A 25178-nucleotide genomic window follows, 5' to 3' on the forward strand; every position below is an offset into this window, starting at 1 on the left:
GCGTCAGCTGCGCCAGATACCGAAGCCCCGAACGATGTCCCGGGTCAGCCGCTTGAGCCTGACCTCGGTCACCCCGGGCTCGTGGCCTTCCGCGTAGAACTTCACGAACAAGGCTTCCCGTTGCGCATCCGTCGGCAGGAGCTGAAGGCGCAGACCGTCCGACACTTCGGCAATCGCATAGGTTTCAATCGGCCCGGGGATGTCCTCGACCAGCAGCTGACCGCGCGCCTGAACCGGGATTTTCAGGCCGCGGATGCGCACCGTGTCCATTGTCAGCGAGGTGATCCACAGGTCGTGCTGCTCCCCGTCCTTCCAAAAGACCGCGCGTTCCGGCCTGTCGCTGACATGAAGTTCCTTGCGCGGGCGCTCGATGCAGGCAAGGCAGGTCACGGCCAGCACGGCCAGGTTGTACAGGCTCCAGAACAGGATGACCCATTTTCCGTCGCCGGCGGAAAAGGTCGCGTAGTGGTCGAAGACGATGCCCAGAAGCAACCCGGCAAGCGTCAGAACGAAGCCGATCAGGAACGGCATCATCAGGCGCCACTGCACCACGACCCGTGACCGGTCTCCGCCTTTTGCCGTGACCGAGAAAGGGTGCCCATGCGGCTTGAACAATCCCGTGAAGGCGGCGCGGGTGATCGGGATCGCCCCCAGAAGCTGGCTGACATCGTTCAGGATCGGCACGACCATGCCACGGGTCAGGAAGTTCAGCGTGAACAGGACCCAAAGGTAATAGGCGCCGAAATAGCTGATCACATCGGGCAACCGCGCATTCACGACGACGACGTCGAAGAACCAGTACAGTAGCGGAAATACGATGGCCGCGATGCGGAACGGATAGGTGGTTGTCCAGTAGAGGATCGAATCCACCACGCTCCAGCGGTCGCGCAGGCGCAGGTTGTTGGCCGACAGCGGTCCCAGCGACGACCGTGCAATCTGCATCAGGCCAAGGCACCAGCGCGCGCGCTGCGTGACGTATTCTTTCAGGCCCTCCGGTGCCAGCCCTTCGGACAGCGGCTCTGCCAGGTAGACGGACCGCCAGCCCGCGTTTTGCAGCGCCAGCGTCAGCATGAAGTCCTCGGTGACGGACTCGGTGTTGAACCCGCCAATCTCGCGCAGCGCGGTCCAGCGGACCACAGAGGATGTGCCGCAGCAAAAGGCAATGCCCCAGCCATCGCGCGAGGGCTGCATGTGGTCGAAGAAGAACCGCTGTTCGTCGGGATAGGACCGCCCCAGATTGAAGTTGTGCTGGATCGGATCCTGATTGAAAAAATGCTGCGGCGTCTGGACAAGTCCGACCTCGGGGTCGTGAAACAGCGCAAGGGACCGCGACAGGAAGCCCCGGTGCGGGACGAAATCGGCGTCGAGCACGGCGACGAAGTCAGGCGGAACCGCATCCTCGGCCAACCGGTCCAGCGCGTGATTGATGTTCCCGGCCTTCTGGCCCTCGTTGGTCGGGCGGCACATGTAACGCACCTGCAGCTCGGCGCAGAAGTCGCGCAGCCAATCCCGCCGATTGTCGTCGCAAACGATGATTTCCTTGTTCTGATGCCGCAGGAACTTGGCGCCGACGATGGTTCGTTCCAGCACGTCCCTGTCTTCGTTGTAGGTCGCAATCAGGATCGCGACCCGCGGATCCCGCTCTCCCCACCAACCAGCATGGGCGTCGGCCTCCTTGCTGCGCAGCTTGTAGCGCGACAGGATCACGAAGGCACTCAAGGACCCCAGAACCGAAAAGGCTTCGAGGGCAAAAAGCAGCCAGCTTCCAACCATGTCGAAACTGAGCTCGGCAGGCGCAAGCGTCTGTGTCGCGCGCCACCACATGTACCGCAGGGCAAGCAGACCCGCGATGCCCAGCAGCAGCGCGCGGTGCCGGGGCCGCCGGGAATCGATGACAAAGGGCATCAAAGACCCGACACCGATCACCAGAAGCAGATGCATGGCGGCAGAGCCCAGTTCCCCGAGATGCGGAAAGGGCAGCATCAGTTCAGCAGGGCCCGGACCCAATCGAGGGGGCGCTCGTCAAAGAAGGCACGCCCGGTGCGACCGATAGAACAGCCGCGCTCGCTGTCGGCGGTCAGCTCCGGCACCAAAAGGGATACGTCATAGCGTTCGAGGTGCTTCGTCGAAGGCGACACGGCAAGGTTCTGGTAAATCCTTTCCGCCCCCGCACCGGCCAGACGGGCCACCGTGCCCTCGTAGACCTTTTCCCTGCCGGTCAGGCGGAACGAGGCGGGCTCGCCGATTTGCAGCGAGTTGAAAATCCGTTCCGTCACGGAGAGCGACACAAAGGTTGCGTCACAGTTCACCAGCCTGAGGATCGGATCGCCCCGCTGGACGTTGACGCCATCGGCTTGCAGAAGCTCCCAGTACAGCCCGTTGACCGGCGAGGCGATTTCACCGCCATTGGCGGTGTTCACACGCAGGTTCTCGCGCTGGCTTCGCGTGGTTATCGCGTTCAGTCTGCTTTTCGCCTCTGCAAGCGCGTTCTCAAGCTGCAGGATGGCGCCTTCCAGCTCTGTTGCGCGCTGCTCGGCATTGGGTGAATCGTTGTAGCCGTCGCCAAGAAACACACCGTCCTGCGCTGTTGCGAGGGCGATCTCCAGCACCTCGACGCGTTCGCGCGCGTGATCGAGGACAAGGGGCGCCAGCCCCGGCTCCATGGGAATGCGGCCCGGCAGTTCGCCAACCAGCGAGAGCACGTCCTGATCGATGTTCTCCGGCAGATCGCCGCCCTCAAGGATGGCAAGCCGCAGGCGGGCATGTTCGAGACGGGTGGTCAGTTCCTTCAGCCGCGCGGCGCGGAACGTTTCCGAACGCGCCAACAGGCTGTTCTGCATGTCCCGGGTGCTGTTCAGGTCGTCCTCGATGCGGGCAATCTCTGCCTCGGTGAACGCCCGCTCCATCCGCAGGTCGTTCAGCCGAACGGTATCGACCAGCGGATCGTCAATCGTGGCAATGATCTCTCCCTTGTGAACCCGCGCACCGAAAGGAGTGTCGGGCAGGCTGAGATCACCGGTACGTATTGGCGCGAATGGTCACCATCGGCGCATTGACGAAGGCATTTGCACTCGCCCCGGCCATTTGCTCGATGACAATGACCCACAGGGCACCCGCAATCAGCACGATGCTGAGCATCAGACGTAGCAATTTCATGCTGGGTCTCCCCTCCCACAGTTACTCTGCCTTGGGTTGTATTGCTGATCGGATTGGAAAGCGACCCCTTCTTCGGGAATCTGTGGCGGGCACCAAGGCGTTACGGGGTGGCGATCATCCCCCTTCGCGCCAGGCGACCTGCGCCAGAAGCGCAAGCGTATCGGCATAATACCCCTGACCGGGGCGCGGTGCGGTCGGCGGCCTGCCTGCCGCAAGATCCGCCACGGCCCGAAAGCCCGCCGCATCGCTTTGCTCCAGCATCCTCCCCGAGGGGTCGGTCACCGTCGCCACATGGCGGTCCAGGGTGGCCGCCGCGAAACGGGTGCCGGCGAATTCCAGTGCGGCATGGTCCGCGCGCCCGGACCAGAAAAGGTAAAGCGGAATGCGCAGCGCGTCCCAGCCGAAGGCGGTCGACAGATCCGGCGCGGGTTCGATGCCCTGCGGCGTGACGTTGATCCAGTCCCGCAGGGCGTCCGGATCCTGCAGCAGACGCTCGCCATGGGCCGCCGTGCGCAAGAGTTCGTCCGCGCCCGTGGCCTCGCCCAGCTCGATCAGCGCCCGGATCATGTAATACGAGGGATTCACGATGACGGAGTCGCGCGTGGCCGTCATGTGAAGCGCGGGCCGCAGCAGCAGCTCGTCGGGCGCTCGCGGGTCGGGGACCAGGCACTCTGCGACAAGGGCCCGGCAAATCTGCGCAAGCTTGTCCGCATGGTCCCGCCAGCCGGAATCCCGGGTGGCGCGCAGCAGCGCCCAGGCGCGCAGCAGGTCGCCGTCGCTCGCCACTCTCAGGTCGTCCGGCCCCCGCACCGGCCAGCGCCAGGCCAGCAGCCCATCGGACCGCACCGCAAGGTTGGCCCGGGTCCAGCGTTCGATCCGGTCAAAGGCCGCGCGGTCGCCCAGGGCCTGCGCCAGCACAAGCCCGTAGGCCTGCCCCTCGGAATGGCTGATCCCGCGGTTTCCATTGTCCACCACGCGCCCGTCGTCCGCGAGGTACGCCGCCTTCCACTGGCTCCAGGCATCCCCCTGCGGCTGTGCCCAGCTTGGCAGGGCGGCAAAACTCGGCAAGGCCAGTATCACATTGCGTCTTTTCATTTGGCCCTCGACGATATGCGGCAACCCGGTGGCGCCTTTGACGACCCGCCCCTGCGGGACCCGTCCCCATCCCGATGCTGCCACGCGTCCGGCTGAAGTTCCACGTTTCAAACGCAATGTTTGGCCGCTGACGTCTGAGTGTCGAACCGCCGTCCGAACAGCCGCATCGCGCCGGGGCGCGCGCCCCTAGTGCAGCCCCTCGGCACCGTCGCGCAGGATGACCGGAACGATCAGCTCTTCCTCGTCTTCCAGATGGCGGTTCAGGAAGCGTTCGAACGACACCACTTCCTCTTGGAAGGCCCCGGCTTCGGTCCGGCCTTGCAGGACACCGTTGGCAGAGCGGGTGAACCGCTCCAGCAGCCCGTCCAGCGCGTGGTGATCGCGGTCGAGGATCTCGAAGCCGCGCTCCAGCCTCGCCTCGCGTTTCACCAGCACGGGAAAATAATGCATGTCCTCGATCTGGTGGTGGCCGTGCAACTGCTGCACCAGCATCCCGCCGTAGCGCGACAGGCGCCCCTGCATGGCCTGCGGGTCCAGACGCCCGTCCACCGCCTGCTCGGCATCGCTGCGCAGCGCGTCGCAGAGGCGGCGGAACATCATGTGCCGGTCCAGCCAGAACTCGACCAGCCCGGCAAAATTCGGATGCGCCTGCCAGCCCGTGCGCGGGTAGTCGGCCAGAAGGATGCGCAGCGCCTCGGGAAGGCCCTCGCGGCTGAGAAGGTCAAGATCGTCGGTCATGGCGCAAAGGTGGTCAGGGCGCGGATGAAGTCAACGCCGCCCGCGCACAGGCTCTTGCGGCTGGCGCACAAAGACCGGGCCTCCTGTCGGCCCGGCAGACAAGAGCGACACGGACAAAGCCGGTCAAATGCGCCGGATGTTCTGCCCCCTACAGAGGGCGCGCGCAGCGGGGCTGTCACAGTCTGACCACATTTCGCCGCTACCCCTCTGGCCCAGCGACAGAATGCGCCGCAACGGTCCGCACCGCCAGAAGGCCGGAACCCCGGACCCGAGACCGCCATGCGCGTGGCCCGCCCGGGTCGCCGCTGGCCCCGCCTCAGAGCGTGAGGATCGACGAATGCGCTACCTGATCGCAGAAACCGACTGGACCCTTATGAGCCTCGCCGCCCGGATCCTCGGCACCGGCACCCTGCTGACGCGGACCGACCGGATCGAGGACATCCCGCATTTCCTCGGCCTTGGCGGCGCCGACCTGCTGATCCTCGGCGCCGGCCAGATCGGCCCGCATGGCCTGTCGCTGCCGATCCTGCGGCGCGCGGCGGCCGGCATGCCCATCGTCCTGATCGCGCGCGGGGCCTCTGCCGCGCAGGTCGCCCTGTGGCTGGAGGCCGGGGCCGACACGGTCATCGCCACCGACCGGCCCCTCGAAGAGGCGGTGGTCATGCTGGAGGCGGTGGCGCGGCGCGCCCATGGCCTGCCCCAGCCGCAGATCGACTACGGCGCCCTGCGGCTCGACCTGAACCGCCGTCAGGCCTATGTGCTGAACTGCCCGATGAAGCTGAGCCCGAAGTTGTACGAGCTGCTGGAATACATCGCCCTGCGTCCCGGCAGGCTTGTGACCCGCGCCGCGCTGCTGAGCCACATCTACGGGCTGGAGGAAGAGCCCGATCCGCGGGTCTTCGACGTCTATATCTGCAACCTGCGCGCCTGCACTGGCCGCCGTGGCCGACTGCCCGGACATCGAAACCGTGCGCGGCGCCGGGTTCCGCCTTGCCGCCCGCCCTCAGGACGCCGTCATCGCCGCCTGACCGCCTGTCGGCGGGGCAGCCGCGCGGGCGTCAGAAGGTCGCCGCCACCTCGTAGAGCACCGGTTCGAAACTGCGGCACAGGGTGTTGAGCCGCCGGTTGGTCTCTCGCATCCGGTCGGATCGCAGCATGGCAAGGAAATCCTCGCGCCGCTCCCACTGGGAATAATTGGCGATCCGGGTCTGGGCGTCGTTCACATGCAGGCCGACCGCGATAAAGCCGGGCTGCTGCGAGATGAAGCCCGAATAAGCCTCTTGCAGGGCCTCCAGCAGGTCCTGGCAATTGCCCGGGCTTGTCTCGAAGGTGGTCAGGACGGTCTGGTGGCTGCTCTGGGCTGAAATCTGTGGCATGGCGGCTCCTCCTCCGCCCACATTGCCACGAAACGCGGGCGTGTCCAAACCTCCGCGCCTGCGTGGCGCCGTCCGCCCCGCCGGGCGGATTGCCTTGACAGGGGACCGCAGCGGGGGCCAAACAGGATGAAACCAAAAATGGTAGCCGGCGCAACAATGTCGCCGGGGCGAGCAGCGCAGCACACAGGACCGACATGACCAGTACCAAGCGAATCGAGGAGTCCCTTCGCGAGTCGATCATCTCGCGTCCGGACATGATTCTGGACGACAAGGACCTGATGCAGGCGCTGATCTCGGCCAACGAGCGCGCCATGGGCGGCAATATCGTCGACCTGCGCGGCATCGCCATGGAGCGGCTGGAAACCCGGCTCGACCGGCTGGAGGATACGCACCGCTCGGTCATCGCCGCCGCCTACGAGAACCTTGCCGGGACCAACCAGATCCACCGCGCCGTGCTGCGCATGCTGGACCCGCTGGAGTTCGAACCCTTCCTGAAGGACCTTGGCGGCGAGGTCGCGCAGATCCTGCGCGTCGACCGCATCCGCCTTGTGCTGGAAACCGCGCAGGACGGCAACGACACCGTGGTCGACCGTCTCGGCGAGGTGCTGACCGTGGCCGCGCCGGGCTTTGCCGACCGCTTCGTATCCGAGGGCCGCTCGGCCCCGGTGCGGACGGTCACGCTGCGGCAGGTCGAACGCGGCGACCCCCGCATCTACGGCGAGGACGGCAGCTGGATCCGCTCCGAGGCCTGCCTGAAGCTGGACTTCGGCCCGGGCCGCCTGCCCGGCCTGCTGGTCATGGGGTCCGAGGATCCGCACCAGTTCACGCCGCAGCAGGGCACCGACCTGCTGGCCTTCTTCGCCGGTGTCTTCGAGCGCGCCATGCGCCGCTGGCTTGGCTGATACGCACGACCCGGGCGCGCCCTGCCCCGCGCCCGGTTTCGGGGGACCCGCTCTGGACCGCGCCGCGCGCTAAGGACCCTGCCATGACCCTGACCATTTCCCCCGCCGCCCGTGACGCCCTGTCCGGCTGGCTCGACGCCCAGAAGGCGCTCAGGAACGCCTCCGCCAACACGCTGGAGGCCTATCGCGCCGACGCGGTGGAATTCGTCGCCTTCCTGACCGCCCATCACGCCGAACCGCAGGGGCTGGCGCCGCTGGCGCGCGTCACCACCCCGGACATGCGGGCCTGGATGGCGCATCTGCGCCGCGAGGGGCTGGCGGCCCGGTCGGTCGCGCGCAAGCTGTCGGCGGTGAAGAGCTTCTACCGCTGGCTGGCGCAGCGCGAAGGGTTCGAGCCGACGGCGGTGCTGTCCGCCCGGGCGCCGAAGTTCCAGAAGAAACTGCCCCGCCCGCTGACCGAGGACGCCGCCCGCGCGATGATCGACACCGTCGGGATGCAGTCGCAGACAACCTGGCAAAGCGCGCGCGACATGGCGGTGGTGACCCTGCTTTACGGCTGCGGACTGCGGATCTCCGAGGCGCTGGGGCTGACCGGGCGCGACCTGCCGCTGGGCGAGTCGCTGCGCATCCTCGGCAAGGGCCGCAAAGAGCGCATCGTGCCGGTCCTGCCGGTGGCGCGGCGCGCGGTAGAGAGCTATCTGGCCCTGTGCCCCTACCCCATGGAGCCGGACGCGGCGGTGTTTCGCGGCGCGCGCGGCGGGCCGCTGAACCCGCGCCTGATCGCCAAGGCGACGGAACAGGCCCGCATGCAGCTTGGCCTGCCCGCCACGGCGACGCCGCACGCCATGCGCCACAGCTTTGCCACGCATCTGCTGGGCGCGGGCGGCGACCTGCGCGCGATACAGGAACTGCTGGGCCATGCCTCGCTGTCCACCACGCAGGCCTATACGGCGGTCGACGAGGTCCACCTGATGAAGGTCTACGAGGCGACGCACCCCAAGGCGTGACGCGGTCCGGTCCGGCCCCGTCACCGGCCTTCGCCGCCTCTTGACGCGCCCCGGTCCCCGTCCGACTGTGCGCGCGCCAAAGCCCGGGAGGAAACGGCCCATGAAACTGCTGCAATCCGACGCATCGCCCTTTGTCCGCAAGGTCCGCGTGACCCTGCACGAGACCGGGCAGCAGGACGATGTCGAGATGGTCAAGGTGACCACGACGGCGCTGAACCCGGACCCGCGCGTGCTGGCCGCCAATCCCACCTACCGCATTCCGGCGCTGGAACGAAACGACGGCCCGACGCTGTATGACAGCCGGGTGATCTGCCGCTTTCTCGACGACCGGGCCGGGGCGAACCTCTACCCCGCCTCGCGGCTCTGGGACGTGCTGACGCTGGAGGCCACCGGCGACGGCATCATGGATCTCGACCGTTGCCATGTCCTACGAGATGCGCCTGCGCCCGCAGGAAAAGCAGTTCGAGGACTGGATCGAGGCGCAATGGGCCAAGGCCGACCGCACCATGGGCGCGCTGGAGGCCATGTGGATGGGCGTTCTGTCCGGACCGGTGACCATGGGGCATATCTCGGTCGGCTGCGCGCTGGCCTATATCGACTTCCGCCACGGCGACCGCGACTGGCGCGCCGGGCACGCCACGCTGGCGAAATGGTTCGAAGGCTTCGCGGCCCGGCCCTCGATGGTCGCAACCGCGCCGCAGGGCTGAAAACAGGGGGTGGGCTGCACACCCACCCAACCGCAGGGCGGTATGGGTCGCGCCCTGCGCGTGCTGCCTGAGTTGTGGCCCGCCCGCCGAGCTCACCCGATCAGGCCAGCGCGTGCGCCGAGGCCCGCGCCCCGGCGTCACATCACAGGGCGCGCGCGCCCCGCCCGGTCAGAAGTTCAGCGACAGGCCGAAGTTGACCGCGTTGGTCTTGATGTCGGTCTTCAAAGAGCCGCCGCCGTCCAGATCCGCCTCGTTCCACGAATAGGTGAACTGGTATTCGCCGAAAACCGAGAAGCGGTCGTTGATCGGATAGCTCACACCCGCCGTGGCGCGTGCCGCCGGTCCGGTGACCTGATAGCCGAAGGTCTTGCCGTTCGGATGCTCCACGTCCACATGCGGCATGGCAAAGCCGATGCCGCCGCCGACATAGGGCGTCGCGGCGCCCCACTGGTTCGGCCAGCGGCGCATCACGTTGGCGGTGATGATATTGTGGCCGTCGGTGAATTCCATCGCCGAGAAGCCCAGAGCCTCGCGGTCGCCCTTGTCGGCATAGACCTTGGCGTGGGTGAATTCGAGACCGAAGCCCAGCGTCTCGCTCCGCCACCAGGTGCCGCGCACGCCGTAGTAGGGCGGCATCTCGAAGGAATTGCCTTCCCAGCCGATCAGCGCATTGTAGTCGCCGCCGCCCGGCAAGGTGCCGGTGGCGCGGCTGTGCGGCGAGGTCTGCCAGCCGGAATAGAACGACAGTTCCATCTCGGCGCGCCGCGGGGGCGGCGCAGGCGGCGACAAGCGCCGAAGTCAGAATCAGTTTGCGCATGAAGGGCGCTCCAGTGAGTGTCACGCGGACATAATCACTCGCATGGGGGTGTTTCAACCGCGACACATCCGCGCTGCGCCCAAAGCGAGGCTTTTGTGTTCTTTACCACATACAAGCGTGCCGTTACACACCGGCACCGGAACGGGTCGCAGAATCTCTCTGCGGCTACAGGTTTTGTTGTGGGTCTCACGCGCCCCAAGAAAAACGGAGAGAACCTCGTGTCAAACGCAGATACCCACGAAGGCACCCGTAGGGACTTCCTCTACTATGCCGCCGCAGGCGCCGGGGCAGTCGCCACGGGCGCGGCGGTCTGGCCGCTCGTCAATCAGATGAACCCCTTACTCGACGTGCGCGCCCTGTCGACGATCCGCGTCGACGTCTCGGGCATCGGCGAAGGCACGCAGCTGACGGTCAAGTGGCTGGGCAAGCCGGTCTTCATCCGCCTTCGCACCCCCGAGGAAATCGAGGCCGCCAAGGGCGTCGAGATGTCCGAGCTGGTCGATACAGATGCCCGCAACGCCAACATTCCCGCGGGCTCTGACGCCTCGGATGCGAACCGCGGCCTGCTGCCGCCGGGCGCAGAGCCGGGCGCCGACAGCCCCTGGCTGGTCATGATGGGCGTCTGCACCCACCTTGGCTGCGTGCCGATCGGCAATGCCGGCGACTTCGCGCTGGACAGCGGCCAGGGCGGCTGGTTCTGCCCCTGCCACGGCTCGCACTACGACACCGCTGGCCGCATCCGTCGCGGACCCGCGCCGCAGAACCTGCCGGTTCCGCCTGCCGAGTTCCTCGACGATACGACCATCCTTCTGGGTTAAGGAGCGCGCACAATGGCCGGTATTCCGCACGATCATTACGAACCGAAGTCGGGCATCGAGAAGTGGGTGCACACCCGCCTTCCGGTGGTTGGTCTTCTCTATGACACCATCATGATCCCCACACCCAAGAACCTGAACTGGATGTGGATCTGGGGCATCATCCTGACCTTCTGCCTTGCCCTGCAGATCATCACCGGGATCATCCTCGTGATGCACTACACGCCGCATGTCGATCTGGCCTTCGCCTCGATCGAACACATCATGCGCAACGTGAACGGCGGGCACTTCATCCGCTACCTGCACATGAACGGCGCCTCGCTGTTCTTCGTCGCGGTCTACGCGCATATCTTCCGCGGCCTCTACTACGGCTCGTACAAGGCCCCGCGCGAGATCACCTGGATCATCGGCATGCTGATCTACCTCTGCATGATGGGCACCGCCTTCATGGGCTACGTTCTGCCCTGGGGTCAGATGTCCTTCTGGGGCGCGACCGTGATCACCGGCCTCTTCGGCGCCATCCCCCTGGTCGGCGAGCCGATCCAGACCTGGCTGCTGGGCGGACCGGCGGTGGACAACGCCACGCTGAACCGCTTCTTCTCGCTGCACTACCTGCTGCCCTTCGTGATCGCGGCGCTGGTTGCCGTGCACATCTGGGCCTTCCACACCACGGGCAACAACAACCCGACCGGTGTCGAAGTGCGTCGCGGCTCGAAGGCCGAGGCCGAGAAGGACACCGTTCCGTTCTGGCCCTACTACGTGATCAAGGACCTCTTCGCCCTTGCGGTGATCCTGGCCGTCTTCTTCGCCATCGTCGGCTTCATGCCGAACTACCTGGGCCACCCCGACAACTACATCGAGGCGAACCCGCTGGTGACCCCCGCGCACATCGTGCCGGAATGGTACTTCCTGCCCTTCTACGCCATCCTGCGCGCCTTCACCGGTGACGTCTGGGTCGTGCAGATCGCGTCCTTCGTGACCGGCGGCATCATCGACGCCAAGTTCTTCGGCGTGCTGGCGATGTTCGGTGCGATCGCGGTCATGGCGCTGGCGCCCTGGCTGGATACCTCCTCGGTGCGTTCGGGCCGGTATCGCCCGATGTTCAAGTGGTGGTTCTGGCTGCTGGTCATCGACTTCTTCGCGCTGATGTGGCTGGGTGCCATGCCCGCGGAAGAGCCCTATGCGACCTTCTCGCTGATCGCCTCGGCCTATTGGTTCGCCTACTTCCTCGGTGATCCTGCCGCTGCTTGGCGTGATCGAGAAACCGCTGGCCCAGCCCGACACCATCGAGGCCGACTTCGACGCGCATTACGCGAAGTCCGGCGGCACCAAGACCGCCGTCAACCCGGCCGAGTAAGAGAAAGGACCGTTTGAGATGTTCAGGAAACTCACCCTCTCGGCCCTGACGGCCCTTGGCCTGATGACCGGCGGCGCCTATGCCGCCGGAGGGGAAGCCCACATCGAGGACTTCGCGTTTTCGTTCGAAGGCCCCTTCGGCACCTATGACCAGATGCAGCTGCAGCGCGGTCTCAAGGTCTACACCGAGGTCTGCTCGGCCTGCCACGGCCTGAAATACGTTCCCCTGCGCGACCTCGAAGCGCTGGGTTACAACGAAGAGCAGGTCATCGCCTACGCCAGCCAGTTCGAAGTCTTCGACGACGAGCTGGACGATTTCCGCACGGCGGTTCCGACCGACCACTTCCCGGAAAACAACGGCGTCGGCGCACCGGACCTGTCGATGATGGCCAAGGCGCGTGCGGGCTTCCACGGCCCCTACGGCACCGGCCTCAGCCAGCTGTTCAACGGCATGGGCGGCGCGGAATACATCGCCTCGCTGCTGACCGGCTACACCGGCGAGACCAAGACCGAGGCAGGCGCAACGCTCTACGAGAACACCGCCTTCCCGGGCGGCTGGATCTCGATGGCGCCGCCGCTGGCGGGCGAGGACGTCGACTTTGACGACGGCCACGCCAACGACCTGCACCACGAGTCCGCCGACCTTGCGGCCTTCCTGATGTGGACCGCCGAACCCAAGATGATGGAGCGCAAGCAGGCCGGTTTCGTCGGCGTGTTCTTCCTCGTCGTCCTGTCGGTGCTGCTGTACCTCGTCAACAAGCGCCTCTGGTACCCGATCAAGCACCGCAAGGACTAAGCTCCGCTGCTTCGAAACAGGAAAAGCCCCGCCAATCCGGCGGGGCTTTTTCGTGTTCGGGCCTGTTGGGGGGCGTGCCGGTGGGTCCTGCCCTGCGGCACCTTCGCCGGTCCTTCCCTGCTGGTAGCGCCCTGCCTCTCTCGCCCTGCCGGGCGGGCCTGTCGGCCCCGCTCGGTTGAGCGGAGCCTGCCGCTCTCATCCTGTCCGCCGCCCCTGCCGGACAAAGCGCAATGGCGGACTACTGGCCCAGATAGGCGCGGAAGGCCTCTGGCGGGTTGTCGAAGAAGGCCCCGGTCTTCACCGGCGGATGCGCCCTGCCCCCGGCCACCAGCACCACCGCGCGGGCAAAGGCGCGGGCGTCCTCGGGGTCATGGGTGACCATCAGGGTCAGCGCGCCCAGTGCCTCGGCCACCTCCTGCACCAGCGCCAGCATCTCGCGCTTCATCCCCGGCCCCAGCGCCGCGAAGGGTTCGTCCAGCAGCAGGATGGGCCGCGCCATCAGCAGCACCCGCGCCAGCGCCGCGCGGCTTTGCTGGCCACCGGACAGCGTGCCCGGCAGGCGATCGGCCATGCCTTCCAGCCCGACGCGCCTCAGCGCGCCCGTGACACGCTCGCGCTCTTCGGCGCCGGGGCGGCGGCCATCGGGGCGCAGCGCCAGCGTCAGGTTGCGCAAAAGGCTCAGGTGCGGAAAGAGGTTGCCGTCCTGAAACAGGATCGAGACCGGCCGCGCCTCGGGCGGGGTGCGGGTCAGGTCGCGGCCTTCCCATGTCATGCGGCCCGAGACCGGCGCCCGGAACCCGGCGATCCCGTCCAGCAAGGTCGACTTGCCCGCCCCCGACGGCCCCAGAACGGCCACGCGCGCGCCGGGGGCCAGCGCCAGATCCGCGCTCAGGTCGCCCCGGTCCATGGGCAGGCGGATGTCCTCAAGTCTCAGCACCGACGCGCCCTCCCTGTCGAAGATCCAGAACAGCCCGAGGCTGAACATCAGCAGCAGCAGCGCCGCACCCGCCGCCGCCTCCATCCGGTAGGACCCCATCAGCCGGTAGACCTGCAAGGGCAGCGTCGCCCGGTCCGGGTCCGCAAACAGCGCGATCACGCCAAGGTCTCCCATCGCCAGCGCCGCCGTCAGCCCGGCGGCAAAGCCCAGCGGGCGGCGCAGGCGCGGCAGCCAGACCAGCCGCAGCCGGGCCAGCGGTGTCATCCGCAGGCTGGCCCTGAGGCGGCCATAGTCGCGCGCCACCGCTTCGGCCTCTGGCGTCAGGATGCGCAGGGCGAAGGGCAGCGCCATCAACGCGTTGATCAGCCCCGTGACGGGCAGCGCCATCGAAAAAGGGTTCACATAGGGCCGCAGCATCAGGAACAGCCCCGTGCCCAGCACCAGCGGCGAGATGGCAATCGAGGACAGCGCCCACAACTCGCCCCGGCGCGTCGCCAGCGGCAAGGCCCAGAGCAGGCACAGCGCGGTCGATCCCAGCGCCAGCATCAGCGAATGCCCCGCCGCGCGCCATGTGTCGGGGCCAAGCTGGGTCAACCCCGGCAGCCCGCGCAGCACGACCGTGGCCAGCGGCACCAGCAGGAAGGCCGCCGCGAGGATCAGCCAACCCGCGTCCCACGCCCGAGTGCCAAGCCCCCCGCCGACAGCGGCAGGGGCCGGTCCAGCCCGGTGCCGAAACCCGTCCCGCGGCTGGCTTTCAGCGCCAGCACACCCGCGCCCAGCCCCAGCGCCAGTTGCACCAATGCCAGCGCCGCCGCGCGCCCAAGGTCGAAGTCGAAGCGCATGGACTGGTAGATCGCCAGTTCCACCGTCGTGGCGCGCGGCCCCCCGCCCAGCGTCAGCGCCACGGCAAAGGAGGTCAGGCAGATCACGAAGATCACCGCGAAGGCCCCCGGCGCGACCCGGCGGATCATCGGCCAGTCCAGCACCCGCGCCCGCGCGCGCGGCCCAAGGCCCAGCGAGGCGGCCAGCCGGAACCGCTCTGACGGGATCGCCAGCCAGCCCTGCAACAGCATGCGCGTCGCCAGCGGCAGGTTGAAAAAGACATGCGCCAGAACGACGCCATGCAGCCCGTAGACGTCGAAGACCGGCAGGCCCAGCGTCGAAAGCACGCCGTTCACCAGCCCGTTGCGCCCGAAGACCGCGATCAGCCCCATGACCGCGACGATCACCGGCAGGATGAAGGGCGCCCCCATCAGCGCCACCAGCAGCCCGCGCCCCGGAAAACGCTGGCGGGCAAAGGCCTTGGCCACCGGCACCGCCAGCGCGACCGAGACCCCGGCGGAAAGCACCGCCTGCACCAGCGTGAAGCGCAGCGCCAGCCAGTCGCCGGGGCCAAGCGCGCCCAGCCCCCCGGCGCGCCAAAGCACCAGCGCGATCGGCCCCAGCGTCAGTGCCGCAAGGGCCGCGCCCGCGACTACTGCGACAGACCGGCGCGCCATGCCTCGATGGCCTCGTCCCGCAGATCCGCCGCCTCGTCCTCGGAATAGAACAGCACCTTCTCCGGTAGGTCGAGTTGCTGGAAGCCCTCGGGCCACTTCTCCTTGGGCAGGGCTGCGGGGATCGACCAGTTGCCGGTGGCGATCATCGACTGGAAGTCCTCGGTCAGGATGAAGTCCATGAACTGCTGCGCCAGTTCGGGCTGGTCGGTGCCCGCGAGTTTGGCGGCCAGCTCGACCATGAAGTAGTGGCCTTCGGGGAAGATCGCCGCCTTCTTGGTCGTGTCCTCCTCGGCGATGATGTGATAGGCGGGCGAAGTCGTGTAGGACAGCACCATGTCCGCCTCGCCGTCGGTGAACAGACCGTAGCTTTCCGACCAGCCCTTTGTCACCGTGACGATCTTCGGTGCCAGTTTTTCCCAGGCGGCCTGCGCCCCGTCGCCGTAGACCGACTGCACCCAGAGCACCAGCGCAAGGCCGGAGATCGAGGTGCGCGGGTCCTGGATCACAAGCCGCAGATCGTCGGGCGCGTTCAGAAGCGCGTCGAAAGAGGCGGGCGGCTGGGTCAGCTCAGCGTTGTAGACAAAAGCCGTGTGGCCGTAGTTGAACGGCAGGAAGACGTCGTCGGTCCAGTCGATGGGCAGGATCAGCTCCGAAAGGTCCACCCCGTGCGGCGCGAAAAGGCCGCTTTCGCGGGCCTGCTTGGTCACGTCGGTGTTCAGGCCAAAGACCACGTCGGCCTCTGTCCGCTCGCCCTCCAGCATCAGCCGGGGCAAGAGGTCGCCGGGCTTGAATTGCAGGTCGCAGCCGCATTGCGCCTCGAAGAGCTCCTCGATGCGCGGGCCGGGGCCCCATTCGGACACGACGTAGTCGCCCGCATAGACGGTCAGGACATTGTCTTGCGCCAGTGCGCCCGTGGCAAGAAACAGTCCCGCGGCAAATATCGGTGCCTTCATGGCATCCTCCAGATTTGCGGCGAGAGGGATCAGCTTGGCCGCTGTCGCGCGGCGCTCACCTTCCCTCCGCCGGTGTTAACCGGTTCAGGTTCAACGGGTTGATGCGCTTACGCAAATCTCAGGCAGGTCTTGCTTGGCCAGACCGGCGGAACGGACCCGCCGGGTCGAGGCCGGCGCCCTGCCACCCCGAGGTAAGCGGCACCCTAGGGCTGGGGCCGGACAGTGGCAAGCCGGAAACCCCTTGAGGCGCGGCACGACGCGCGGTAACCCCTGCCCGATCAAGGGGAGCCCGCCATGAGCCTGAACACCTTCGGACATCTGTTTCGCGTCACCACATGGGGCGAAAGCCACGGTCCCGCGCTGGGGGCAACGGTGGACGGCGTGCCGCCGGGCGTTGCGATCGACGAGGCGCAGATCCAGCAATGGCTGGACAAGCGCAAGCCGGGGCAGAACAAGTTCACCACGCAGCGGCGGGAACCCGATGCGGTGAAGATCCTGTCAGGCGTGTTCGAGGGGCGGACCACCGGCACCTCGGTCCAGCTGATGATCGAGAACACCGACCAGCGGTCCAAGGACTATGGCGACATCGCCCAGAAGTTCCGGCCCGGCCATGCCGACATCACCTATTTCCAGAAATACGGGCTGCGAGACTATCGCGGCGGCGGGCGCTCTTCGGCGCGCGAGACGGCGGCGCGGGTCGCCGCGGGCGGGCTTGCCCGCGCGGCGCTGGCGCATCTGGCGCCGGGGATCGAGGTGCAGGGCTACATGGTGCAGATGGGACCGAAGGCCATCGACCGCAGCCGCTTTGACCGCGCCCAGATCGACCAGAACCCCTTCTGGACGCCGGATGCCGTGGCTGCCGAGGACTGGGCCGCGTATCTCGACCAGTTGCGCAAGGACGGGAATTCGGTCGGGGCCGTGATCGAGGTCGTGGCGCGCGGCGTGCCCGCAGGCCTTGGTGCGCCGGTCTACGGCAAACTGGATACCGATATCGCCGCCGCGATGATGTCGATCAACGCCGTCAAGGCGGTCGAGATCGGCGACGGCTTCGCCTCGGCCACCCTGACAGGCGTCGAGAACGCCGACGAGATCGCCATGGGCCCCGATGGCCCGGTCTACAGCTCGAACCACGCGGGCGGCATCCTTGGCGGCATCTCGACCGGGCAGGAAATCGTCTGCCGCTTTGCCGTCAAACCGACCTCGTCGATCCTGACCCCGCGCAAGACCATCACCGTGGCGGGCGAAGAGACCGAGATCGTCACCAAGGGCCGCCACGACCCCTGCGTCGGCATCCGCGCCGTCCCGGTCGGAGAGGCGATGATGGCCTGCGTGATCCTCGACCACCTGCTGTTGCACCGTGGTCAGGTCGGCGATGCAGGCGGCGTGATCGGCTGACGCACCGGGCCTTCGGCAAAAGCGCCTGCCCCCTTCGGCACCTTCCGCCCCCTCGGGGGGCTGCCTGTGTCCGCGTCAACCCGGGGCCTTCAACACCACCGGGCCAGCACGTCAGCGGCGCTGGCCACAGACCGGCTGCGCTAGAACTCGTCCCAGACCGGCCCGTCCTGCCCCAACGCCCGCCGGGGCATCGGCGGATCGGGCGGCCCTGCCTCGGGCCATGCCGTGCCGGACAGCGTCGCCTCCTCGATCAGCATCGGCTCGGGGGCGGGTTCCTCGCCTTCCCAGCTGCCATGCAAGAGCCTGTCGCGCTCGGCCGCCGGGATGGTTTCGGCGGCGGGGCTGCGCCCGGCGCCGAAGGCCTCCAGCAGGTCCGTCAGGCGGGTCGCCTCGGCGCTGAGCTGCCGGCTTGACGTGCTGGCCTGCGTGACCATCGCCGCGTTCTGCTGGGTGACCTTGTCCAGTTCCGCCACGCCGACGTTGATTTCCCTGACCCCGGCGGCCTGAGACAGCGCCGATGCGGCGATGTCAGAGACCATTTCGGACACGCCGCTGACGCTTTCGACGATGGCGCTCAACCGTTCCCCGGTTTGCCTGACAAGGTCCTCGCCGTCCTCAACCTGCCGCGTGCTGCCGTAGACAAGGTCCTTGATCTCGGTCGCAGAGGCGGCGGCCCGTTGCGCCAGCCCCCGCACCTCCGAGGCGACAACCGCGAAGCCCTTGCCGGATCTCGCCCGCGCGCGCCGCCTCTACCCCCGCATTGAGCGCCAGCAGGTTGGTCTGGAAGGCGATGTCGTCGATGACGTCGATGATCTGGGTGATCTGCTCGGAGCTTTTCGCGATAGAGGCCATGGCCGAAGTCGCCCGCTCCATGATCTCGCGCCCCTCTTCGGCGCGGCGACGCCCGTCGGAAACCGCCTCGTCCGCGGATTTCGCCCGCGCCGCCGCTGCCTGCACGCTTTCGGACAGCTCGTCCAGCGCGGCGGCGGATTGCTCCAGCGTTGCGGCCTGTGTCTCGGCCCGGCGCGACATGTCGGATGCCATGCCGGACAGGTCTGCGGCGCTGGTCTCGACCGTCTCGGCACTGCCGCGCAACGAGGATACGAGACCCTGAAGCGCCTCTGCCAGCGCGTTGAAATCATGGCAGAGCTTTGCATAGCTCTCGCCCAGGTCCCCCCAGTCCCCCACCTTGATGCGGTGCGAAAGATCGCCGGATTTCAGCTGGCTCATGGCCAGCCCGAGGGCCTGGAAGAGATCGACCCGCAGGCCGTTTTCCCGTTTCGCGCGGGCCTCTGCCGCGTCGGCGGCGGCAAGCTGATCGCGCAGCGCCGCAACCCGGCTGGCGATCTGGCCGACCTCGTCGCGCCGTTGCGTGCCGGTGATCTCGACGGCGAAATCCCGCTCCGCCAGCCGCGACACGGCCTCCGCGACAGCGCGGACCGGACGCGACAGCAGCCCCCCGCGACATAGGCCAGCCCCAGCGCCAGAAGGATCGAGCCGATGTAGACGCCCCCGAGGATCAGGTCTGCCCGCTGGCCCTTGGCCTGCGCCCGGGCTGTGGCCGTTTCGGCGCGCGCGCGCAGGCGGGCGCCGAGATCGGTGATCTTGTGGCGGGTCTTGGCCAGCGCCGGCAGGAAGGCGTTCCGGATCGACTGGTATTGCCCGAAGAGCGCCTCGCTGTGGGCATTGTCGTAATGCTGTTCCAGATCCCGCAGCGGCGGCGCCGGGCTGGCCAGTTCCGCGCGCAGCGCGGCCCGGGCGCGATTCGACTGGCCATCAAAGACCGCCGCGCCGCTGTCCAGCGCCCCAAGCGCCGAGGCCAGCTTTGCTTCGAAACCCTGCCACTCAGCCTCGTCGCCCAGGGCGAAAAGCAGCAGGTGGGTTTCGGCTGCATTGAGATCCTGGATCACCGCCATCAGCTGCGCGTTTTCCGCGCTGGTCGCCGCCTGAAGCGCATAGCTGGCGGCAAGGTCGCGTTTCACCAGCCAGGATGTCATGCCCGTGACAGCCAGTGCCGCAACGAATACCCCCGTCAGAAAGAAAACCTGCGCCCGGATGGAAAACCTGCTCATCTCGACCTCGATCATCCGGGGCCGGACCACGCGCCCGACCCTTCGGGGTCAGGAAATAGGCAGAGCAGGTAAACAAACCCTACCGAGGCAGGGTCACAAATGCCTAAGGGTTTCCGACAGTTTTAGGCGCTGTCGCGGGAACCTTGGCCAGTTGCACCGCAAGGATGCCCGCCGCAATGACAGCAACGCCCAGGGCATCCCATGCGTGCAGCTTCTCGCCCAGCAGCAGCGCCGCGATGGCCACCCCGAAGAAGGGGTTGAGGAAATGGAAGGTCGCGGCGCGCACCGCGCCGATGCGGTCGATCAGCATCACCCAGACCGGGGTTGCCGCCAGCCCCGGCACCAGCGTGGTATAGAGGAAGGCCAGAACCAGCTCGACCGACCACAGGATCTCGGGCTGGTGCGGCACCTCGAGCGCCAGCGCAAAGGGCCAGAGCGCGGCGGAGCCGATCAGCATCTGCAGCCCCACCACCATCATGAAGTTCCCGCCAGAGGTCGCGCCCCGCAGCGACAGCGTCGCCACCGCCAGGGCGATGACACCGATGGTGCAGAACAGGACGCCCAGCGGGTCCATGCCGCCGCCGAACCGGGTGCCCATGATGATCGCCACCCCCACGACCCCCGCCAGAAGGCCCGCCATGGCCACCGGCTTCAGCGGCTCGCGCAGCACCAGCCAGCCCGCCAGCGCCACCACCAGCGGCATGGTCGAGGCGATGATGGCCGCCAGCGAGGCCTCGACCCATTGCATGGCGACGAAATTGAAGCCGAGGTACAGCGCATTCTGGCAGATGCCGAAGAGGATCGTCGCCCGCCACTGGCCGCGCGTCAGGCGCCATGTCTGGCCCATTGCCCTTGCTAGGGCGACGGCGATCAGCCCCGAGATCAGGAAGCGCAGGGCCAGCGACCCCAGTGGCGGCGCGGCGGCGACGATGATCCGCGCCGAGGTAAATGCCGAAGACCACATGGCCGCGAAGGCCAGCCCCATCAAGATCGCGCGCATATCCATGCCAAAGGCATATTTTCAAACGGCGCCGGACGAAAGCGCGTTTTTCAGGGCCGTCCTGCGCCCACAGGCAAAATGCCCCGCCTGCGACCAGCGCAGACGGGGCCAGTAGGGTGCCCGCGGCATAAGCCTGCAAGGGCACCGGCGGTGTCCGTTCAGGAACTTTGTAGTGGGTTGCGGGAGGCGCGCTTACATCTCGGACCGGATCTGCTGGCGCAGGACGTCGATGGGCACAACCTTGCCCTCGCGCTTGAAGTGCCAGTAGGTCCAGCCGTTGCAGCTGGGTGCGCCTTCCAGATGGGCGCCGACCTGATGGATCGAGCCCTTGATGTCGTCGCCGATCAGCGTGCCGTCGGCGCGCACCTTGGCGGATTGGCCGCGGGCGTTCATCAGCATCTCGCCGGGGCGCAGCATGCCGCGCTCGACCAGCTGGCCGAAGGGCACGCGCGGTTCGGCCCGCTTGGACTGCGTGACCTCCAGCGCGGATTTCTCGAAGGGCCGCACGCGCGAGATGCGCTCTGCCGCGACCTTGCGATAGGCGGCCTCGCGTTCGATGCCGATGAAGTCACGGCCCAGCATCTTGGCCACGGCGCCTGTGGTGCCGGTGCCGAAGAAGGGATCGAGCACCACGTCGCCGGGGTTGGTGGATCCGACCAGCACGCGATGCAGCAGCGACTCGGGCTTCTGCGTCGGATGGGCCTTGTCGCCGTTCTCGTTCTTCAGACGCTCGCCGCCGTTGCAGATCGGCAGAACCCAGTCCGAGCGCATCTGGATGCCCTCGTTCAGGGCCTTCAGCGCCTCGTAGTTGAAGGTATATTTCGCGCCCTCGCCCTTCGAGGCCCAGATCATCGTCTCGTGCGCGTTGGTGAAGCGCTTGCCGCGGAAGTTCGGCATCGGGTTGGCCTTGCGCCAGACCACATCGTTCAGGATCCAGTAGCCCGCATCCTGAAGTGCGGAGCCGACCCGGAAGATGTTGTGGTAAGAGCCGATCACCCAGATCGCCCCGTCGGGCTTGAGCAGGCGGCGCGCCGCCTTCAGCCAGTCCCGGGTGAACTTGTCATAGGCCGCGAAACTGCTGAACTGGTCCCAGTGGTCGTCAACCGCGTCCACGCGAGAGTTGTCGGGGCGATGAAGATCACCCCGCAACTGAAGGTTATAGGGCGGATCCGCAAAGATAAGGTCGACGGAGCCTTCGGGAAGGCTGTTCATCACCTCGATGCAGTCACCCGCAACAATTTGGTTGAGCGGCAGCGTGGTTGCTGCGCCCGTTTTGGTCTTTGTCTTCATCATCTGCCTCAGTCCCGGTGCCTTTTTGGCACTCATTGGTTGAGTAGAGGATGATTCATGCGGGAATCGCGGTCAATTATTAAATTGAATCAGTCACTTGCGATTTCACCTTGCCACAAGATATCGCGCACCGGTACGGAACGAACGTCTATGGAAAGGGGTCACCCCCAGATCTCGGAGGGCAGATTTGTGACACTTTGTCGGATATCCGGCGTTTGTCTCCCAACCATATCCCGGCCACTGTGTCGCCGCCTCCTGCATGACATCATCCCGCCAGATTTTTGCCACAATTGAGGCCGCCGCGATCGACGGGGACCGCGCGTCGCCGCCCACGACGGTTGTCGCCGGGCAACTCAGATCCGGTGGAACCCGGTTGCCGTCGATCAGCAGGTGGTCCGGCGCATGGGGCAGCCCCTCGACCGCGCGGCGCATCGCCAGAAGGCTGGCCTGCAGGATATTGAGCCGGTCGATTTCCTCGACCGAGGCGACACCGACCGAAACCTCTGCCGACTGCCGCAGCAGCGGCGCAAGGAAGGCACGACGCCCGGCGGTCAGCTTCTTGGAGTCGTTCAACCCCTCGGGGATCGACTCGCGGTTCAGCACCACCGCCGCAGCCACCACCGGCCCGGCCAGCGGCCCGCGCCCGACCTCGTCGACGCCCGCGACCCGCGTCGCGCCCTGCGCCCAAAGCGCCTCTTCCAGGTCCAGTCCCAGTGCCATGCGGCGGTGAAAGCGCAAAGCCTGCCGAGTCGCAAGGATTCGGTTGCCGGAATGCGTCAGAGCAGGCCCTCGTCCTGCAATTGTCGCTGCACCAGCGACAGGATTGCCACATCCGCCGGAACATCGCGGGCGGTCCGCCACATATCCAGACGCGCCTGCTCTTCCGGAGAGAGTTGCAGCAGGATCGCCCGGGTGCCGCCGGGCTCTACCGTCGTCTCCCAGCCCCGCCCCGCATCCAATGCGCGCCGCAGGCTCTGGCGCAGCAGGTAGGCCAGCGGCAGATGCGCGGCGGTCGTGCGCACCAGCGCCTGGCGCATCGGTCCGGGAATGGCGAGGGCCAGGGCCTTTCTGGGGTCGCGTCGGCTCATGGGGGTCCCTGACAGCACTACGGCGGCACCCTACCGCGACCCTGCCCCGGGAAGCGACAGCAAAAGGCGCCCTGCCCGCAATGGCGCGCCCGTGAAGCCCCCGCAGGCCGCCCCCTGCCCTGCCTGAAATCACCGACCTGGCCGCATCCCGGACATGGCGCGCTATCCTGCGCCTGCCGTTCAGGGCGAAGGCAGCCTGCCATGGGCCATGACGCGACCACCGACGCGCTGCACGCGATCTAGACCTATGGGTGGCACCGTGGCCGCGCCACCGGTGCCGGGGCCGGTGCCGACGACGGCCCTTCCCCGGTGTCCGTCGCCGACATCCCGCCGGGCGGGCCGGGCGTTTTCCCATCGGGCCGGGATGCCAGTGTGGTCGCGGCCCATGCCCCCGAACGTGACAAAGGCGCCCCGGGGGCGCCTTTGCTTTGGCTTCTGCGGCGTGGCTCGCAAGAGCCACCCTCACGCTTCCCAGAGGGAAGGGTGATTACATCATGCCGCCCATGCCGCCCATGTCGGGCATGCCACCGCCGGCGGCTGCGCCTTCCTTGGAGGGCTTGTCGGCAACCATGGCTTCGGTCGTGATCAGCAGGCCGGCAACCGAGGAGGCATCCTCGAGCGCGGTGCGGACAACCTTGGCCGGGTCGATGACGCCGAACTTGAACATGTCGCCATATTCGTCGGTCTGGGCGTTGTAGCCGAACTTCAGGTCGCCGGATTCGCGGATCTTGCCAGCCACGACGGAACCGTCGACGCCTGCGTTCTGCGCGATCTGACGCAGTGGCGCTTCGAGCGCGGTGCGCACGATGTCGATGCCGCGGTTCTGGTCGGCGTTGGCGCCGGTCAGACCGTCGAGAGCCTTGCCACCCTGAACCAGGGCAACGCCGCCACCGACCACGATGCCTTCCTGAACGTGCCGCGCGGGTCGCGTTCAGGGCGTCATCGACGCGGTCCTTGCGCTCTTTCACTTCGACTTCGGTCATGCCGCCGACGCGGATGACGGCAACGCCGCCCGCCAGCTTGGCCACACGTTCCTGCAGCTTCTCGCGGTCGTAGTCCGAGGTGGTCTCTTCGATCTGCGTGCGGATCTGGGACACGCGTGCCTCGATCTCGGCCTTCTCGCCTGCGCCGTCGACAACGGTGGTCTCATCCTTGGTGATGGTGACCTTCTTGGCGGTGCCCAGCATGTCCATGGTCACGGACTCGAGCTTCATGCCGAGGTCTTCCGAGATCACCTGGCCGCCGGTCAGGATCGCGATGTCCTGCAGCATGGCCTTGCGGCGATCGCCGAAGCCCGGTGCCTTGACGGCTGCGATCTTCAGGCCGCCACGCAGCTTGTTGACCACGAGGGTCGCCAGTGCTTCGCCTTCGACGTCTTCGGCGATGATCAGCAGCGGCTTCTGCGACTGGATCACCTGCTCGAGCAGCGGAACCATCGGCTGGAGCGAGGACAGCTTCTTCTCGTGCAGCAGGATCATGCAGTCTTCGAGTTCAGCGACCATCTTGTCGGGGTTGGTCACGAAGTAGGGCGACAGGTAGCCGCGGTCGAACTGCATGCCTTCGACGACATCGGTCTCGGTCTCGAGGCCCTTGTTCTCTTCGACGGTGATGACACCTTCGTTGCCGACCTTCTGCATCGCGTCGGCGATCTGACGACCGATTTCGGCCTCGCCGTTGGCAGAGATGGTGCCGACCTGGGCAACTTCGTCGGAGTTGTCGACGGGGCGTGCCGCGTTCTTGATCGATTCGACGACCTTGGCGGTCGCGAGGTCGATGCCGCGCTTGAGGTCCATCGGGTTCATGCCGGCGGCAACCGCCTTCATGCCTTCCTTGACGATGGCCTGGGCCAGAACCGTCGCGGTGGTGGTGCCGTCACCGGCTTCGTCGTTGGTGCGGGAAGCGACTTCTTTCACCATCTGCGCGCCCATGTTCTCGAACTTGTCTTCCAGTTCGATTTCCTTCGCCACGGACACACCGTCCTTGGTGATGCGCGGGGCGCCGAAGGATTTGTCGAGCACGACGTTGCGGCCTTTCGGGCCGAGGGTCACCTTCACCGCGTCGGCGAGGATGTTCACGCCTTTCAGCATGCGGTTGCGGGCGTCGGTGTCGAACTTCACGTCTTTTGCAGACATCTGCGTTCTCCTGATCTGATCGTTTGTGTCAAAGGGGTCGCGGCGGC

General features: G+C 67.0%; 20 protein-coding genes, 6 pseudogenes and 1 riboswitch. Of the genes and pseudogenes, 8 read left to right on the top strand and 18 right to left on the bottom strand.

Annotated elements, in window-relative coordinates; translation table 11 throughout:
* Window positions 1-3: 3 nt before the first annotated feature.
* The 5 genes from ABFB10_RS05140 to ABFB10_RS05160 all read right to left on the bottom strand — a co-directional run bounded on the left by ABFB10_RS05140 (window position 4) and on the right by ABFB10_RS05160 (window position 4989).
* The gene (locus ABFB10_RS05140; RefSeq protein ID WP_347165683.1) at window positions 4-1983 is read right to left on the bottom strand and encodes a glycosyltransferase; all 1980 of its coding nucleotides are present in this window, start codon (window positions 1981-1983) and stop codon (window positions 4-6) included.
* Window positions 1983-2906, bottom strand: a complete 924-nt coding sequence (locus ABFB10_RS05145) for a biotin/lipoyl attachment domain-containing protein (protein ID WP_347165684.1) — start codon at window positions 2904-2906, stop codon at window positions 1983-1985. The genes ABFB10_RS05140 and ABFB10_RS05145 overlap by 1 nt, the downstream gene beginning before the upstream one ends.
* A gap of 106 nt (window positions 2907-3012) precedes the next feature.
* Window positions 3013-3156 carry a hypothetical protein gene (locus ABFB10_RS05150; protein ID WP_347165685.1) on the bottom strand — a complete coding sequence of 48 codons (144 nt, stop codon included), beginning with the start codon at window positions 3154-3156 and terminating at the stop codon, window positions 3013-3015.
* A 114-nt stretch (window positions 3157-3270) separates the two neighbouring features.
* Window positions 3271-4251 (bottom strand): family 8 glycosyl hydrolase, encoded by a 981-nt coding sequence (locus tag ABFB10_RS05155; RefSeq protein ID WP_347165686.1) that lies wholly within the window; start codon window positions 4249-4251, stop codon window positions 3271-3273.
* A 186-nt stretch (window positions 4252-4437) separates the two neighbouring features.
* Window positions 4438-4989: a hemerythrin domain-containing protein gene (locus ABFB10_RS05160; RefSeq protein WP_347165687.1), complete on the bottom strand. Its 552-nt coding sequence runs from the start codon at window positions 4987-4989 to the stop codon at window positions 4438-4440.
* A gap of 337 nt (window positions 4990-5326) precedes the next feature.
* Between ABFB10_RS05160 and ABFB10_RS05165 the strand changes: the two genes are divergently transcribed.
* Window positions 5327-6106, top strand: a complete 780-nt coding sequence (locus tag ABFB10_RS05165) for a response regulator transcription factor (protein ID WP_347165688.1) — start codon at window positions 5327-5329, stop codon at window positions 6104-6106.
* Here ABFB10_RS05165 and ABFB10_RS05170 read toward each other — a convergent pair.
* Window positions 6048-6365 (bottom strand): antibiotic biosynthesis monooxygenase family protein, encoded by a 318-nt coding sequence (locus ABFB10_RS05170; RefSeq protein ID WP_347165689.1) that lies wholly within the window; start codon window positions 6363-6365, stop codon window positions 6048-6050. The genes ABFB10_RS05165 and ABFB10_RS05170 overlap by 59 nt on opposite strands.
* Window positions 6366-6559: 194 nt before the next feature.
* Between ABFB10_RS05170 and ABFB10_RS05175 the strand changes: the two genes are divergently transcribed.
* From ABFB10_RS05175 to ABFB10_RS05185, 3 genes and pseudogenes are all read left to right on the top strand, one after another.
* Window positions 6560-7267: a DUF484 family protein gene (locus tag ABFB10_RS05175; RefSeq protein ID WP_347165690.1), complete on the top strand. Its 708-nt coding sequence runs from the start codon at window positions 6560-6562 to the stop codon at window positions 7265-7267.
* Between the two features lie 83 nt (window positions 7268-7350).
* Window positions 7351-8274, top strand: coding sequence for a tyrosine recombinase XerC (locus ABFB10_RS05180; RefSeq protein ID WP_347165691.1), 924 nt, complete (start codon window positions 7351-7353; stop codon window positions 8272-8274).
* Window positions 8275-8374: 100 nt separating this feature from the next.
* Window positions 8375-8981, top strand: a pseudogene (locus tag ABFB10_RS05185) (glutathione S-transferase).
* Between the two features lie 168 nt (window positions 8982-9149).
* Here the strand turns inward: ABFB10_RS05185 and ABFB10_RS05190 are convergent.
* On the bottom strand, window positions 9150-9734 hold the full coding sequence (locus tag ABFB10_RS05190) for an outer membrane protein (protein ID WP_347165692.1): 585 nt from the start codon (window positions 9732-9734) through the stop codon (window positions 9150-9152).
* 282 nt (window positions 9735-10016) lie between these two features.
* Between ABFB10_RS05190 and petA the strand changes: the two genes are divergently transcribed.
* The 3 genes and pseudogenes from petA (at window position 10017) to ABFB10_RS05205 (ending at window position 12765) form a co-directional block, all read left to right on the top strand.
* A complete protein-coding gene (gene petA, locus ABFB10_RS05195) occupies window positions 10017-10616 on the top strand; it encodes a ubiquinol-cytochrome c reductase iron-sulfur subunit (protein WP_347165693.1) in 600 nt (199 codons plus the stop codon).
* Between the two features lie 12 nt (window positions 10617-10628).
* Window positions 10629-11970: pseudogene (petB, locus tag ABFB10_RS05200) on the top strand (cytochrome b).
* 18 nt (window positions 11971-11988) lie between these two features.
* A complete protein-coding gene (locus ABFB10_RS05205) occupies window positions 11989-12765 on the top strand; it encodes a cytochrome c1 (protein ID WP_347165694.1) in 777 nt (258 codons plus the stop codon).
* Window positions 12766-13003: 238 nt separating this feature from the next.
* On the opposite strand, the gene ABFB10_RS05210 is transcribed toward ABFB10_RS05205, so the two are convergent.
* The 3 genes and pseudogenes from ABFB10_RS05210 to ABFB10_RS05220 all read right to left on the bottom strand — a co-directional run bounded on the left by ABFB10_RS05210 (window position 13004) and on the right by ABFB10_RS05220 (window position 16154).
* Window positions 13004-13702: a thiamine ABC transporter ATP-binding protein gene (locus ABFB10_RS05210; protein ID WP_347167936.1), complete on the bottom strand. Its 699-nt coding sequence runs from the start codon at window positions 13700-13702 to the stop codon at window positions 13004-13006.
* Window positions 13694-15201 (bottom strand): annotated as a pseudogene (locus ABFB10_RS05215) (thiamine/thiamine pyrophosphate ABC transporter permease ThiP); the annotation flags it as partial. The pseudogene ABFB10_RS05215 and the gene ABFB10_RS05210, both read right to left, overlap by 9 nt.
* On the bottom strand, window positions 15177-16154 hold the full coding sequence (locus ABFB10_RS05220) for a thiamine ABC transporter substrate-binding protein (protein WP_347165695.1): 978 nt from the start codon (window positions 16152-16154) through the stop codon (window positions 15177-15179). The gene ABFB10_RS05220 and the pseudogene ABFB10_RS05215, both read right to left, overlap by 25 nt.
* 44 nt (window positions 16155-16198) lie before the next feature.
* Window positions 16199-16353, bottom strand: a riboswitch (TPP riboswitch).
* Window positions 16354-16448: 95 nt separating this feature from the next.
* On the opposite strand from ABFB10_RS05220, the gene aroC reads away from it, so the two are divergent.
* On the top strand, window positions 16449-17549 hold the full coding sequence (gene aroC, locus ABFB10_RS05225) for a chorismate synthase (RefSeq protein ID WP_347165696.1): 1101 nt from the start codon (window positions 16449-16451) through the stop codon (window positions 17547-17549).
* Between the two features lie 140 nt (window positions 17550-17689).
* Here the strand turns inward: aroC and ABFB10_RS05230 are convergent, their stop codons facing one another.
* From ABFB10_RS05230 to groL, 8 genes and pseudogenes are all read right to left on the bottom strand, one after another.
* On the bottom strand, window positions 17690-18244 hold the full coding sequence (locus tag ABFB10_RS05230) for a methyl-accepting chemotaxis protein (RefSeq protein WP_347165697.1): 555 nt from the start codon (window positions 18242-18244) through the stop codon (window positions 17690-17692).
* Window positions 18165-18779: a methyl-accepting chemotaxis protein gene (locus tag ABFB10_RS05235; protein ID WP_347167937.1), complete on the bottom strand. Its 615-nt coding sequence runs from the start codon at window positions 18777-18779 to the stop codon at window positions 18165-18167. The genes ABFB10_RS05230 and ABFB10_RS05235 overlap by 80 nt, the downstream gene beginning before the upstream one ends.
* A 138-nt stretch (window positions 18780-18917) precedes the next feature.
* Window positions 18918-18968: pseudogene (locus ABFB10_RS05240) on the bottom strand (hypothetical protein); the annotation flags it as partial.
* A 756-nt stretch (window positions 18969-19724) separates the two neighbouring features.
* Complete coding sequence (locus ABFB10_RS05245) at window positions 19725-20627, bottom strand: DMT family transporter (protein WP_347165698.1); 903 nt, start codon at window positions 20625-20627, stop codon at window positions 19725-19727.
* Between the two features lie 186 nt (window positions 20628-20813).
* Window positions 20814-21911, bottom strand: coding sequence for a site-specific DNA-methyltransferase (locus ABFB10_RS05250; protein WP_347167938.1), 1098 nt, complete (start codon window positions 21909-21911; stop codon window positions 20814-20816).
* Between the two features lie 89 nt (window positions 21912-22000).
* Window positions 22001-22631 (bottom strand): annotated as a pseudogene (rnhB, locus tag ABFB10_RS05255) (ribonuclease HII).
* 56 nt (window positions 22632-22687) lie between these two features.
* A complete protein-coding gene (locus ABFB10_RS05260; protein WP_347165700.1) occupies window positions 22688-22999 on the bottom strand; it encodes a hypothetical protein in 312 nt (103 codons plus the stop codon).
* A gap of 487 nt (window positions 23000-23486) precedes the next feature.
* Window positions 23487-25131, bottom strand: a pseudogene (gene groL, locus ABFB10_RS05265) (chaperonin GroEL).
* Between the last annotated feature and the right edge of the window lie 47 nt (window positions 25132-25178).

Origin of the sequence: Ponticoccus litoralis, from assembly GCF_039769985.1 — a bacterium.
GTDB lineage: Bacteria > Pseudomonadota > Alphaproteobacteria > Rhodobacterales > Rhodobacteraceae > Ponticoccus > Ponticoccus litoralis.

Excerpts from the sequence above, each read along its gene's own strand:
- ABFB10_RS05140 (WP_347165683.1), bottom strand. The coding sequence starts at position 1,983 with ATGCTGCCCTTTCCGCATCTCGGGGAACTGGGCTCTGCCGCCATGCAT.
- ABFB10_RS05145 (WP_347165684.1), bottom strand. The coding sequence starts at position 2,906 with ATGGAGCGGGCGTTCACCGAGGCAGAGATTGCCCGCATCGAGGACGAC.
- ABFB10_RS05150 (WP_347165685.1), bottom strand. The coding sequence starts at position 3,156 with ATGAAATTGCTACGTCTGATGCTCAGCATCGTGCTGATTGCGGGTGCC.
- ABFB10_RS05155 (WP_347165686.1), bottom strand. The coding sequence starts at position 4,251 with ATGAAAAGACGCAATGTGATACTGGCCTTGCCGAGTTTTGCCGCCCTG.
- ABFB10_RS05160 (WP_347165687.1), bottom strand. The coding sequence starts at position 4,989 with ATGACCGACGATCTTGACCTTCTCAGCCGCGAGGGCCTTCCCGAGGCG.
- ABFB10_RS05165 (WP_347165688.1), top strand. The coding sequence starts at position 5,327 with ATGCGCTACCTGATCGCAGAAACCGACTGGACCCTTATGAGCCTCGCC.
- ABFB10_RS05170 (WP_347165689.1), bottom strand. The coding sequence starts at position 6,365 with ATGCCACAGATTTCAGCCCAGAGCAGCCACCAGACCGTCCTGACCACC.
- ABFB10_RS05175 (WP_347165690.1), top strand. The coding sequence starts at position 6,560 with ATGACCAGTACCAAGCGAATCGAGGAGTCCCTTCGCGAGTCGATCATC.
- ABFB10_RS05180 (WP_347165691.1), top strand. The coding sequence starts at position 7,351 with ATGACCCTGACCATTTCCCCCGCCGCCCGTGACGCCCTGTCCGGCTGG.
- ABFB10_RS05190 (WP_347165692.1), bottom strand. The coding sequence starts at position 9,734 with ATGGAACTGTCGTTCTATTCCGGCTGGCAGACCTCGCCGCACAGCCGC.
- ABFB10_RS05205 (WP_347165694.1), top strand. The coding sequence starts at position 11,989 with ATGTTCAGGAAACTCACCCTCTCGGCCCTGACGGCCCTTGGCCTGATG.
- ABFB10_RS05220 (WP_347165695.1), bottom strand. The coding sequence starts at position 16,154 with ATGAAGGCACCGATATTTGCCGCGGGACTGTTTCTTGCCACGGGCGCA.
- aroC (WP_347165696.1), top strand. The coding sequence starts at position 16,449 with ATGAGCCTGAACACCTTCGGACATCTGTTTCGCGTCACCACATGGGGC.
- ABFB10_RS05235 (WP_347167937.1), bottom strand. The coding sequence starts at position 18,779 with ATGAGCCAGCTGAAATCCGGCGATCTTTCGCACCGCATCAAGGTGGGG.
- ABFB10_RS05245 (WP_347165698.1), bottom strand. The coding sequence starts at position 20,627 with ATGGATATGCGCGCGATCTTGATGGGGCTGGCCTTCGCGGCCATGTGG.
- ABFB10_RS05250 (WP_347167938.1), bottom strand. The coding sequence starts at position 21,911 with ATGAAGACAAAGACCAAAACGGGCGCAGCAACCACGCTGCCGCTCAAC.
- ABFB10_RS05260 (WP_347165700.1), bottom strand. The coding sequence starts at position 22,999 with ATGAGCCGACGCGACCCCAGAAAGGCCCTGGCCCTCGCCATTCCCGGA.